Here is an 11,918-nt window from a genome sequence, read left to right as displayed (position 1 = left end):
GGAATTTTTAGTATATTCTATTTCCAAAGAAGCAGTCGGGGGACTGCCCTTTTTTGACGCATATGGATAGGATATATTCGTTTTGCTCGTAAACAAAAAAGTCAAGTAAGGCTTTGTCGCTTTTCAGAATGCCGTTTCCAAAGGTAAATGAAACATTCTTCATATCGGCAATGCCATTGCCTGTGAATTTTCCGTAGGCTTCTTTTAAAGTCCATAAAATGAAAAAAAAGCGGTTTTTCCTTTTTGTGTCAAGGCTGTCAAACCACATAATTTCATCACTTGTAAATATTCGGCTGATAACATTGGGACGGAAATCTCTTATGCTTTCGCAGTCGATTCCGCATTCACAGGGGCTGACAATGCAGCAGCACAGCCCGTCACAATGGGAAATACTGAAAAAGCAGTTTTTATTTCCAAGTAAATAAGGCTTTCCTTTTTCGGCAGTAATAATATCGCTCTCGTAGATATCTAAGCCAAATTCCCTGCGCAGCCCAATCTTTAAAAGCTCAAAGCCCGAATAATGCTGTATCTGCCGTTTATCACGGCTGTCGTCAATAAAGCGATAATAAACCATAATTCACCTATAAAAAAAGGGCGCCGAAGCGCCCGTAAGCTTTATACGACCAATTAAAATACAACAGAAGCAAGAACGATAGCCTTGCCGGCATTTCCCTGCATTTTAATGTCGCCGTCAACAATAGCAGAAGACATTGCCTTTTTGCCTGCGAGAACTGCAGCAAAAGCTTCTGCATCAGCGTCGATCTCGATATCAGCGCCTCTGTAATCGAAAGGCTCTACAACGGCAATGCCGTTAGCAACGAGAACATAAAGAGTACCGTCAACTAAACCGTTAAGCTTTACCTGAGCGGCGATGCGAGCGTCAACAGGTGCCTTAGCCTTAGAAACTCTTGCCTTGAAGCTATCAACGATGGCCTCATATGTAAGAACTTCATCCTTCTCAACAACAGCAGCAGTCTGCACAGCGGGAGCTTTCCTGATATTTTTTGCCATTGGTTTTTCCTCCTAAAAATATATACATAATAACCGAAGCATAATTATTTCATATTATTATTATAATATTTTTGCACGAATATGTCAATACCACTAATTAAAATTCAGCATTTATAACAACATAGCAAAAAAATGATAGCAAAAACAGTCATTTTAACCAAACGGAAATGACAATTTGGTAAACGTTTCCATTTCACAGAAATAAAAAGGCTTCGGTATGCCGAAACATACCGAAGCAGATTTGTAAATTTCTTATTCTTTAACGCCGCCGAGAGCAACGCCCTCAACGATGAACTTGGAGAAGATGAAGTAAACAATAACTACAGGAATGATAGAGAGCATAATTGCGGCATAGTTTGCACCGTAATCGTTAAGCTTATCATTGGAAATGATAGTGTTTACCATCATAGGAAGCGTGAGCTGTTCCTTATTTCTGGAAATGAGTATCATTGAAGGAGTGTAGTAGTTGTTCCAGTTTGCAACGAAAGCGAAGATCGCCTGAACAGCAAAAGCAGGCTTCATCATAGGAATGCCGATTGTGAAGAAGGTCCTATACTCGCCGCAGCCGTCAATTCGTGCAGCTTCGACAATTTCAAGTGGGAACGAGGACTTCATATACTGTCGCATAAAGAATACTACCGCAGGAGCCGCAACAGCAGGAACTATCAGGGGAAGATAGCTGTCTGTAAGACCCAGCTTGCTCATAAACTGATAGAAACCAACGGATGTAACCTGCACGGGTATCATCATAACGGCAAGAATGATCGTGTAAGCGATATTCTTTAACTTGAAGTCATAAACTACAAGACCATAAGCAGTCATACCGGAGAAAAGAACAGTAAGTATCGTTGTTGAGAATGCAATGATAGCACTGTTTCTGTAACCGATGAATGCGTCATACTGGATCTTGTTTGTTGCCGACCAGTCCATCAGAGTTCCGATGTTGTTAAAGAGATTAAGACCGGGGATAAAAGAGATACCTTTACCGGTAATATCAACAGAAGTTCGTGTTGCGTTTACGACCAGGATATAAATAGGCAGCAAGCTGATGATAGCAAGAAGAACCATTACTATCGTTACGAGAGTAGTTCTGATTTTTATCATCTGAGAGTTGCTGTGTGTGCCAGCCATTTGTGTGCTCATTTATTACAGACCTCCCAACTTGTTTTTGAGTGCCTTGGAACCACGCTTTGACTTTGGAGTGGTGTCCTTGTCTCTGTTTACAGCGAAACAGATGGAGCCGAGGATAGCTGTGATAATAAAGAGCACAACCGACGCCGACGCAGAGTATCCGTAGTTAGGCTTGATATTATGGAAGTGATTGTAGATAAATACAGCAATGGTCTCAGTAAACTTGTTCTGAGTTGTACCAACATTGTAGAGGTAGGGGATATCGAACATCTGGAGACCACCGATCATAGATGTTACCATTGTGTAAAGCATAATAGGCTTTAACAGGGGAATGGTGATCTGGAAGAACTGCTGTCTGGGGGTAGCGCCGTCTATGTTGGCAGCCTCAAAGAGTGAGGGGTTGATACCCATAATACCCGACATAAGCATAATTGTGGTATTACCGAACCACATCCAGGTCTGAATGATCATAATAAGCACTCTGGACTGAGTTTTTCCCGATACAAAAGGAACAGTTTCGTGTCCTGCCTTTACAAGCATTGAGTTGATTGCTCCGAACTGTGAGTCGGAGAAAAGCATAACGAACAGAGCTGCAACTGAAGCCGCCGTAATGATATTCGGCATATACATTACGATCTTGAAGAAGCCTTTGCCTTTGACCTTCAGATAAGCGTCTGTGAACCAAGCCGCAAGCAGCAGGGAAATAATGATCTGGGGAATGAAGTTACCGAACCAAAGAATAAGTGTATTGCCCATTACTCTGTAGAAGTCACTCTGGACAGCCTTTGCCTGACGGGTCTCCTTGTAAATAACATTTCCGGCGTCGTCAGTAGTCTTGCCCTCTCCGAACAGAATGGCTCTGAAATTATCGAGACCTACAGATTCAAGGACTACAGAACCTGTATCTGTGGTACTTTTCTGGGTGCTGAGATAAAATGTATTAAATAGTGGGTAAACCTGAAAAAACGCATATACTATAAAGAATGGAAGAATAAAAAGATAACCATACTTAGCATAGCTGATTGAGCGAATTTTCCTGCCTGAGCCTGAAACCATAAAAATTCTCCCCTCAAATATAAGTGCTTTATTATATCTGTGGGGCAGACAAATAATGTCTGCCCCACGACATAAACTAATTAGATTTTAGACCTTGCGATATTAGTCAAAGTTGGAGTAATCGAGGTCGGGGAGCTGGCCGGCAACGTTATTAACGAATGCTTCAATAGTAGCGTCAACGTCAGCATAGTTGCCCTGGCAGTAACCTGTAACAGCGTCGTTGAATGCCTGCTTGATTACAGAGTCATAAGGAGTGATACCGCCAGCCATGTTGATGTTCTCAGCAACAACATTAAGTGTCTCGAACTGGTTCTGTCCGCCGAGAACGCCTACGCCTGTGTAAGAACCGTTAGAAAGAACGCCTTCCATAGCCTTCTGGTTGGAAACGTACTCGCCCTTGGACTCAGAGTAAGCCTGAGCAGTTTCAGCGTTTGTAGTGAAGAAGGAGATGAATTCCTTAGCAAGCTCGGGGTTGTTGCATCTTGTAGCAACAGTTGCCCAAGTACCGCCCCAGTAGAAGGGCTGAGGTCCAACTACGACCTTCCACTTGCCGTATGTAGCGCCGCCTTCGCCGCCTGCAGCCTGAGTGAGGATAGCATCGCCGAAGCCCCAAGTGGATACGAAGTAACCCATTGTGTTGTCGGTCTGACCAGCAGCATACCAGTCAGTATTCCACTGAGCAAGATCCTTGATTACATAGCCGTTGTCATACATTGTCTTAGCGAGGTCAATGTACTTCTTGCACTCGTCATCGAGCTGGAGCTTGTTGTCAGCAACCCAAGGATTGGTTCTTGCTGCGGAGAAGACCTGCCATACTCCAGCGAGTGTGGAAGTAAGAGCAGTCTCGCCGCCGGAAGCTTCCTTAACCTTAGCAGCTGTATCCATAAACTTGTCCCAATCGGAAACGAGAGCCTGGAAATCATCGGGAGTTGTTACGCCGAGGTACTTCTCAGCGAGGTCTTCTCTGTAGCAGAATCCGCCTGCTGCAGCCTGCCAGGAAAGACCCTTCTGAACGCCGCTGGAGGACTTACCGATCTCAACAGTGTAGTCATAAAGATCAGCGTAGTCAGCGTCGGTGAAACCGATGTTGGAGAGTGCCTGTGTAGCGTTGTCGTCGTTGATATACTTGAGAGCCCAGTCAGCCTCAACGAAAATGATATCAGCGTCGTTGTTAGCATCTGCAAGGTAAGCGTCGTAGTTCTCAGCTGCCTCGCCGCCGCCGCATCCGAAGCTCTTTACGTTGAACTCATCAGCGGAGTGACCGGTTTTCTCACAGAAGAGCTTGAGCATAGGATCGATATCATCTGTGTTCCAGCAAAGAACAGTAAGCTTGTCGGTAGCTGCTGCGTCGCCTTCAGCTGCAGGAGCTGCCTCAGTCTCGCCCTCTGCGGGAGCTGCCTCAGTCTCGCCCTCAACTGCTGCTGCGGTTGTCTCGCCGTCAGCTGCGGGAGCCTCAGTAGTAGAATTGGTCTCAGTTGAACCGCCGCAAGCTGCGAATACGGAACCTGCCATAACTACTGATGAGATCATAGCAATAGTCTTCTTTAAATTCTTCATTTGATTTTCCTCCTTAAAGAAATATTATATTTTCCCTTCTGAAAATATAATAGCGTTTGGTTTATCGGTTCAGATCTCTGACCGATGCTCCTTCAAGAAGACTTCCTTTGATCGACACGGGAGCCGTATCATTGGTTATCTCCTTGTTTATCAGTGCGATAAGTCTCTTTGCTGCTTCAGCACCCAGTCTCTCGGTATCCTGCCGGATCGTGGTCAGCCTCGGCTTCAGGACCTGTGACAGCACGATACCGTCGTAACCTGCAATGGAAATGTCCTCCGGAACGGACAGCCCCAGCTCCTCCAATGCGTTTATCGCTCCGATCGCTGCAAAATCGTCCGGGAGGATAATGCACGTAGGCTTGTCGCTGCAAGACAAGACTTGTTTTACGAGAAGCTCGGTACTCTTGGTATCATGGTAGCGTCCCTGCAGAAGAAACTCGCTTCTGATCTTTATATTCAGGCGAACCAGAGTCTCTTTAAAGGTGCGAAGCCTTATAGAAGTTACATCTGACGAATCGCCGTAAATATACGCAATTTTCGTATGACCTTTGCCTGCGATATATTCCACAAGCTGTCTCATACCTGTTTCGTTGTCCGAAACCACAGAAAGATGATTTTCGGAAATGTGGTCGATGCTCACCATAGGAATATTGCTTTTCATCAGCTCTATCGTGCCTTCGTCAACGAAATCGTCCACGCTCACGATGAGCACCCCGTCAACATTCCTGTACATACAATGCTCATAAGGGGTCATTTTTCTTTCGCCGATATTGCCGCTTATAAAGGTGATATCGTATCCCGCAGACTCGACCTGCTTTTTGAAGCTGTCGAGGACGGAGGCGAAATAATTTTGTGTAAGACCGCTGTTTGTCTGCTCGGAAAAAAGAACTCCGATGTTATATGTACGGTTGGTTTTAAGAGCACGGGCCTGGGAATTTGGGAAATATCCCATTTTCTTTGCCGTTTCCTGAACGGTCAGCTTTGTGGTTTCACTCACATCCTTATGATCGTTGAGCGCCTTGCTGACTGTTGCAATCGAAACTCCGCAGGCAGCTGCAATATCTTTGATTGAAACCATTATAAGGATACTCCAAATCTTTCAGTTAAGATATGTACCGTCTGAATTTATAAAAACTGTCAGACGGACCGATGAACCAAAAACCTTTTAAAACGTTTTCGTTTCATTGATACTAATATACAACTGTTTGATGAAAAAGTCAATGGTTTTAGTGCAACGCAGGAAAAAATAGTCTTTTTGCACAATTCACTATATATGATTTTTAGCATTTTAACATACAAATTTCACATTTATAAAACGTTGGTTTCAAATATTGTGTCAATTTATGCTGAAAAACTATCATCAATGCTTATAATTATTATGCAGATTAGAGTATAAAAAACTTAAACGGTTTCTGAAAATCACTCCACGACCCTGTAATTTTCAGATGCATTTTCTTTGGTGGCATATTCCGAAACGTTAAGCACTTCGACCTTGAGTGTCTTGGTGCCCATATTTATCTCGATGATATCGCCCACCTTCACGTCATAGGAGGCTCTTGCAGCCTTGCCGTTCACAATGACCTTATCTGCGTCGCAGGCCTCGTTGGCAACGGTCCTGCGCTTGATGAGCCTTGTGACCTTGAGATATTTGTCAAGTCTCATAAAAAAACTCCTTTCAAAAAAATGCGCCGCTGCGGGATACCCGAAGCGGCGCAATGGGATATCATTACTGTTACCCCTTATGTTCTGACTAAATTACTTAGCGTCAACAGCGTCCTTGAGAGCCTTGCCTGCCTTGAATGCGGGAGACTTTCTTGCGGGAACGGTGATCTTTTCCTTGGTTCTGGGGTTGATAGCTTCCTTTTCCTTCTTGTCTCTTACCTCAAAGGTGCCGAAGCCTGTGAGCTGAACCTTGTCGCCCTCGGTGAGAGCGTCTGTGATAGCAGCGATCACTGCGTTAAGAGCCTTCTCGGAATCCTTCTTGGAAAGCTCGCTCTTCTCTGCGATTTTTGTGATGAGATCTGCCTTTGTCATTTTTTCATTACCTCCGTAATTTTTTAGCGGCGCTGCCGCAGATCATTGTTTTTTCGCTCTCTGCCAGTAAGCGTCAAGCGTATCTATGTCAAGGGAACGCATATCCTTCCCTTCACAGCGTATGAGATCTTCCGTCCTTTCAAATCTGTCGGTGAATTTTTCTGTGGCTCTTGTGAGCAGCTCCTCGGCGTCATATCCTTCAAGACGGACCGCATTTACGGCTGCAAAGAGCATATCTCCCAGCTCCTCGGCTTCGCTTTCGGGGCTGTCTGCAGCTCTTACCTCGGCGATCTCGCTCTCAAGCGATCTTAAAGCCGCTTCCGCATCGGGAAAATCCATTCCTGCTCTCTGTGCACGTTTGCCGATCTTCTGCGCTCTCATTAGTGCGGGAAGTGCGGTGCATACGCTCCTGAGAGTCTCGGTATATGTCTCCTGACCTTTGGTCTGCTGCTTGATGTCGTTCCAGTTTTTTAGCACCTCGCCGCTGTCCTTGACGGTAACGTCTCCGAAAACGTGAGGGTGACGGACAATAAGCTTTTTGCACACATCGTTTACCGAGTCGTCAAACCGGAAATTGCCTTTTTCCTCCTCGATACGTGCGTGGAAAACTACCTGCAGGAGAACGTCTCCCAATTCTTCCCTGAGAAGTTCGCTGTCATCAAGGTCAATTGCCTCGCAGACCTCGTATACCTCCTCAAGAAAATCCTTGCGGATAGATTTGTGATCCTGCTCCCTGTCCCAGGGGCAGCCGTTTTCCGAGCGGAGTATCTCCATTATCCGCAGAAGGTCGTTTATATCATACCTGTCCTTAAACTGAAAATCCATCAGAAATTTACCTCTTGCCCGCAGGGGAGAATTTTTCGGCTTTATTCGTTCTGCAAAAGCCGTCATTTAATATATTAACCGATAAATCCAAATAATTCAAGTAGGTTTTTAAATTTTTTTAAGAAATCAGCATTTTTAACGTACTTTTCGTGATTATACCGGAAAAATATGTACTTATTATGTAAATAACTGCTCCCAAAAGGCAGGATACAGCGGTTGAAATTACGGCATTTCCATAATCTGACAGGAAAGAGTTAACGAAAAATGCCCCTGCCGCACACAGCAGACCGCAGGATAAAATCTTTAAATTTGTGTGCAGAAATTCTTTTGCTCCGAAAGCGGCATATTTTTTCAGCATATAAAGGGACATTACGCATATGAAAATATAGCACAGAAGTGTTGATATCGCCGCACCCGTCACCCCGAGCTTCGGCACGGGTGTGAGGATAATGTTTCCGGCAAGCTTTATCGCTGCACCCACAGCCATCAGCTTAACGGGGATATCTGCTCTGTCTGCCGCCTGAAGAACCGCAAATGCCGCCGATGATATGCACACAAAGGGCACAGCCGCACCGAGAACTCTCATTGCATTTACGCAAACGGATATCTCAAGCTCCCTGCCGCCGAAAAGGGTCATAAGCACCGGCTCTGCAAGTACGGCTATCCCAAGCCCTGCGGGAACCGAAGCAAGAGCCGCCGCAAGTACCGCTCCCCCCGAACATTCACCCAGACGCTTCATATCTCCCGAAGCCTTTGCCGCCGCAGCCGCAGGGAGCATACTTTTCCCGAACATATTAGTTACCGAGGGAACAAGGTTAAATACCGTTACCGCCAGTCCCGTAAAGCTGCCGTAAATGAAGTTAGGCATTTCATCATAGGGTATGCCCGAGCCGAGAAGCTCCGAGAATATCCAGGGGGCAGACTTAATAAGTGTTCTCAGGGAACGCATTACCGTCACAAGGTCGATAAGTGAAGTGAGATTTATCACAAGCGCTCCTACCGCCGCAGGAATTGCCGTCCTTAGAAGCTCTTTCCTTATTACGGCAGTTTCTTTCGGTGAGAGCCTGTCCGTTCTGCGGCTTTTTTCACGCCTGTCTCTCAGTATCATATATAAAAGTCCCGCAAAGGAGGAAAGGGTTATACCGAACACCGCCGCCGCACTTGCATAGGGGAGTGCGGCGTCTTTGGCGGATATCCCGAACCGTTCGCAGCCTGTGAGCCTTAAAAACAGCAGGGGAGCGTTATTTGCGATGTACAGACAGCCATAGCAAAGGGACAGCCCGAAAACAAGCTTTGCGGCGCCTTCTATGACCTGCGAAACGGCGGTGGGGTACATATCCCTCATACCCTCCGCACAGCCTCTGTACACCGATACAAGGCACCCTGCAAGCACCGAGGGCGCAATGGCTATGACCGCAGGAACTGCAGAAATATTTCCCGAGACAAATCTGCACAGGGGATATGCTCCGAGAATTATAATAAGTGTGCCCATAAGTCCAACTACGCCGAAAAGTGAGAGGGCTGTCCGCTTAACGGCTTCTGCCTTGTCTGCCCGTCCTTTTGCGGCGGCTGCGGATACTGCACGTGCTGCGGCGACAGGCAGTCCCGTTACCGATATGGCATACACGGGCATAAATATGCCGTAAGCCGCCGAAAAATAGCCCATTCCCGTTCCCCCCAGCATATTTGCCAGAGGTATGCGGAAAAGTGCGCCTATGACCTTCACGATAAGCGCAGAGATTATCAGCACCGCCGAGCCGTAAAGAAAGCCCTGCTTTTTCACATGACCAACTCCTGTATCCCAATGATTTTTTTATAAAAATATATGTTGCCTTTTCGGAAAATATGTGGTATAATTACTTTAAATGCTCAATGCAAAAATATTTAATAGGAGTCTGAATGGTTATGAATTACGTTTTTTCAGATAAGATATCGGGTCTCAAGCCTTCGGCTATCAGAGAGATACTTAAAGCCACCTCCGACCCGAGCATAATTGCTTTTGCTGCAGGAAATCCGGCTCCCGATGCATTCCCCGTTGAGGAGATAAAGAAGATAACAATGGATATCCTTGAGGAAAATCCCATTGCTGCACTCCAGTACGGCGCAACCGAGGGCTACACTCCTCTGAGAGACGCCGTCAAGAAGCGCCTTGCTTCTCAGGGCAGCTTTTCCGACAGAGACGAGCTTATCATCACCTCTGGCGGTCAGCAGGCTTCCGAGCTTTCCTGCAAGATTTTCCTTAATGAGGGCGACACTCTTATCTGCGAAAGTCCCAGCTTTATCGGCTGTCTGAATGCATTCCGCTCATATAACGCAAATCTTGCGGGAGTTGAGATGGACGATGAGGGCATCAGCCTTGAGGGGCTTGAGGAGGCTGTGAAGAATAACAAGAACTGCAAGCTTCTTTACATAATCCCCAATTTCCAGAACCCCTCGGGAAGATGTATGTCCGCAGCACGCAGAAAGGCTGTTTATGAATTTGCCTGCCGTCACGACCTTATTATTATAGAGGATAATCCCTACGGCGAGCTGAGATTTGCAGGAGAGGATATTCCTTCCGTAAAGTCTCTTGATACAGAGGGCAGGGTCATCTATGCGGGCAGCTTCTCCAAGGTTGTATCTCCCGGTATGAGAGTTGGCTTTATTGCCGCAGCTCCCGAGATAATCTCAAAAATCGTTGTCTGCAAGCAGGTTTCCGATGTACATTCAAATATCCTTGCTCAGATGATATGCCACAGAATACTTACCGAGTATGATTTTGAGGCGCATATCGCAGATCTCAAGAAGATATACAAGAGAAAATACACTATTATGGCGGAGGAAATAAAGAAGTATTTCTCCTCAAAGGTAACAGTTACCGAGCCTCAGGGCGGTCTGTTCATCTGGGGAACTCTTCCCGAGGGCAGCGATATGATAGATTTCTGTCAGAAGGCTATCGCACGCAAGGTTGCGGTCGTTCCCGGCACAGCCTTCCTCACAGATGAAAACGCAAAGACCACAAGCTTCAGAATGAATTTCTCCACTCCCACCGATGAACAGCTCACCGAGGGCTGCAAAATTCTGGGACAGCTCACCAAGGAGCTTTACGGAGAATAATGTTTTATAATCGAAAGGAATGTCTGAAAATCAAAGATTTTCAGACCGAGTTTTGTTTTTCTGACTAAAGTCAGAAATTTTCTGACGAAAAACACAAAACTCTCAAGAAAGGAATGTTAAAAAATGGCAGATACACAGGAAAAGAAAATTATATTCAGCGGCATACAGCCCACAGGCACATTTACTTTAGGCAACTATATCGGCGCTATCCGCAACTGGAGCAAGCTGCAGGACGAGTATAACTGCATCTACTCCATTGTTGATATGCACGCAATAACCGTTCGTCAGGAGCCTGCAAAGCTCCGTCAGCACACCATTGAGGCGTATGCTCTTATTATGGCGTGCGGCGTTGACCCCGAAAAGTCCATCGCATTTATTCAAAGTCACAACAAATGCCACGCAGAGATGAACTGGATTCTTTCCTGCTCCACTCAGTTCGGCGAGCTTTCAAGAATGACCCAGTTCAAGGCAAAGTCCGAAAAGCACCCCGATGATATCAACGCAGGTCTGTTCACATATCCCGTGCTTATGGCAGGTGATATCCTGCTTTATCAGACAGACCTTGTTCCCATCGGTGCAGACCAGAAGCAGCACCTTGAGCTGTCAAGAAATGTGGCACAGCGCTTCAATCAGAAGTATGGCGAGCTTTTCAAGATACCCGAGCCTTACATTCCCGAGGTGGGCGCAAGGGTAATGAGCCTGCAGGACCCCACAAAGAAGATGTCCAAGTCCGATGAAAATCAGAACTCCTGCATTTACATTCTCGATGACAAGGATACCATTATAAGGAAATTCAAGAAGGCTGTTACCGACTCCGAAGCAAAGGTAAGATACGCAGAGGGCAAGGACGGTATCAACAATCTTATGGCTATCTACTCTGTTGTTACGGGCAAGAGCTATGACGATATCGAGAAGGAATTTGACGGCAAGGGCTACGGCGATTTCAAGACTGCTGTAGGCGAGGCTGTGGCAGACCATCTTGAGCCTGTCCGCACAAAATTTGCTGAACTTATGGCTGACAAGGCGTACATCAAGGAGTGCTACACAAAGGGCGCAGAGCAGGCTATCCGCATTTCTCAGAAAACAATGTCAAAGGCATACCGCAAGGTAGGATTTGTGGATTTCAGATAAAAAAATTTCGGGAAATACCAAAGCGGTATTTCCCGATTTTTGAAATCATAGACATTATTATCACTTTGAAAATACAA

12 protein-coding genes are annotated in these 11,918 nt (G+C 45.9%); 2 read left to right on the top strand and 10 right to left on the bottom strand.

Going from position 1 to position 11,918, the window contains the following annotated elements; genetic code table 11:
- Positions 1-7 precede the first annotated feature (7 nt).
- The 10 genes from ACR0QN_RS07970 to ACR0QN_RS07925 all read right to left on the bottom strand — a co-directional run bounded on the left by ACR0QN_RS07970 (position 8) and on the right by ACR0QN_RS07925 (position 9,397).
- A complete protein-coding gene (locus ACR0QN_RS07970) occupies positions 8-574 on the bottom strand; it encodes a 4'-phosphopantetheinyl transferase family protein (protein ID WP_432650673.1) in 567 nt (188 codons plus the stop codon).
- A 53-nt stretch (positions 575-627) separates the two neighbouring features.
- The gene (locus ACR0QN_RS07965) at positions 628-1,011 is read right to left on the bottom strand and encodes an SCP2 sterol-binding domain-containing protein (protein WP_432650672.1); all 384 of its coding nucleotides are present in this window, start codon (positions 1,009-1,011) and stop codon (positions 628-630) included.
- A gap of 252 nt (positions 1,012-1,263) precedes the next feature.
- Complete coding sequence (locus tag ACR0QN_RS07960; protein ID WP_432650671.1) at positions 1,264-2,154, bottom strand: carbohydrate ABC transporter permease; 891 nt, start codon at positions 2,152-2,154, stop codon at positions 1,264-1,266.
- A 3-nt stretch (positions 2,155-2,157) separates the two neighbouring features.
- The gene (locus tag ACR0QN_RS07955) at positions 2,158-3,198 is read right to left on the bottom strand and encodes a carbohydrate ABC transporter permease (RefSeq protein ID WP_432650670.1); all 1,041 of its coding nucleotides are present in this window, start codon (positions 3,196-3,198) and stop codon (positions 2,158-2,160) included.
- A 102-nt stretch (positions 3,199-3,300) separates the two neighbouring features.
- Complete coding sequence (locus ACR0QN_RS07950) at positions 3,301-4,755, bottom strand: ABC transporter substrate-binding protein (protein WP_432650669.1); 1,455 nt, start codon at positions 4,753-4,755, stop codon at positions 3,301-3,303.
- A gap of 61 nt (positions 4,756-4,816) precedes the next feature.
- Positions 4,817-5,833 carry a LacI family DNA-binding transcriptional regulator gene (locus ACR0QN_RS07945; RefSeq protein WP_432650668.1) on the bottom strand — a complete coding sequence of 339 codons (1,017 nt, stop codon included), beginning with the start codon at positions 5,831-5,833 and terminating at the stop codon, positions 4,817-4,819.
- A 341-nt stretch (positions 5,834-6,174) separates the two neighbouring features.
- Positions 6,175-6,417, bottom strand: coding sequence for an RNA-binding S4 domain-containing protein (locus ACR0QN_RS07940; protein WP_432650667.1), 243 nt, complete (start codon positions 6,415-6,417; stop codon positions 6,175-6,177).
- A 93-nt stretch (positions 6,418-6,510) separates the two neighbouring features.
- Positions 6,511-6,789 (bottom strand): HU family DNA-binding protein, encoded by a 279-nt coding sequence (locus tag ACR0QN_RS07935; RefSeq protein ID WP_432650666.1) that lies wholly within the window; start codon positions 6,787-6,789, stop codon positions 6,511-6,513.
- Between the two features lie 42 nt (positions 6,790-6,831).
- Entirely contained in the window at positions 6,832-7,614 is a 783-nt protein-coding gene (gene mazG, locus ACR0QN_RS07930) for a nucleoside triphosphate pyrophosphohydrolase (RefSeq protein WP_432650665.1), read from the bottom strand.
- Positions 7,615-7,732: 118 nt separating this feature from the next.
- Positions 7,733-9,397, bottom strand: a complete 1,665-nt coding sequence (locus ACR0QN_RS07925; RefSeq protein WP_432650664.1) for a polysaccharide biosynthesis C-terminal domain-containing protein — start codon at positions 9,395-9,397, stop codon at positions 7,733-7,735.
- Between the two features lie 122 nt (positions 9,398-9,519).
- On the opposite strand from ACR0QN_RS07925, the gene ACR0QN_RS07920 reads away from it, so the two are divergent.
- Both ACR0QN_RS07920 and trpS read left to right on the top strand, forming a co-directional pair.
- Positions 9,520-10,710 (top strand): PLP-dependent aminotransferase family protein, encoded by a 1,191-nt coding sequence (locus ACR0QN_RS07920; protein WP_432650663.1) that lies wholly within the window; start codon positions 9,520-9,522, stop codon positions 10,708-10,710.
- A 123-nt stretch (positions 10,711-10,833) separates the two neighbouring features.
- Positions 10,834-11,841 carry a tryptophan--tRNA ligase gene (gene trpS, locus ACR0QN_RS07915; protein WP_432650662.1) on the top strand — a complete coding sequence of 336 codons (1,008 nt, stop codon included), beginning with the start codon at positions 10,834-10,836 and terminating at the stop codon, positions 11,839-11,841.
- Positions 11,842-11,918 lie beyond the last annotated feature (77 nt).

Origin of the sequence: Huintestinicola sp., assembly GCF_050874005.1 — a bacterium.
Taxonomy (GTDB): domain Bacteria; phylum Bacillota; class Clostridia; order Oscillospirales; family Ruminococcaceae; genus Huintestinicola.
Note: the sequence above shows the minus strand (reverse complement) of the source record. Positions and strands in the feature narration are given on the sequence as shown.

Coding starts and splice junctions, on each gene's coding strand:
- ACR0QN_RS07940 (WP_432650667.1), bottom strand. CDS start 6,417: ATGAGACTTGACAAATATCTCAAGGTCACAAGGCTCATCAAGCGCAGG.
- ACR0QN_RS07970 (WP_432650673.1), bottom strand. CDS start 574: ATGGTTTATTATCGCTTTATTGACGACAGCCGTGATAAACGGCAGATA.
- trpS (WP_432650662.1), top strand. CDS start 10,834: ATGGCAGATACACAGGAAAAGAAAATTATATTCAGCGGCATACAGCCC.
- ACR0QN_RS07945 (WP_432650668.1), bottom strand. CDS start 5,833: ATGGTTTCAATCAAAGATATTGCAGCTGCCTGCGGAGTTTCGATTGCA.
- ACR0QN_RS07955 (WP_432650670.1), bottom strand. CDS start 3,198: ATGGTTTCAGGCTCAGGCAGGAAAATTCGCTCAATCAGCTATGCTAAG.
- ACR0QN_RS07960 (WP_432650671.1), bottom strand. CDS start 2,154: ATGAGCACACAAATGGCTGGCACACACAGCAACTCTCAGATGATAAAA.
- mazG (WP_432650665.1), bottom strand. CDS start 7,614: ATGGATTTTCAGTTTAAGGACAGGTATGATATAAACGACCTTCTGCGG.
- ACR0QN_RS07920 (WP_432650663.1), top strand. CDS start 9,520: ATGAATTACGTTTTTTCAGATAAGATATCGGGTCTCAAGCCTTCGGCT.
- ACR0QN_RS07935 (WP_432650666.1), bottom strand. CDS start 6,789: ATGACAAAGGCAGATCTCATCACAAAAATCGCAGAGAAGAGCGAGCTT.
- ACR0QN_RS07950 (WP_432650669.1), bottom strand. CDS start 4,755: ATGAAGAATTTAAAGAAGACTATTGCTATGATCTCATCAGTAGTTATG.
- ACR0QN_RS07965 (WP_432650672.1), bottom strand. CDS start 1,011: ATGGCAAAAAATATCAGGAAAGCTCCCGCTGTGCAGACTGCTGCTGTT.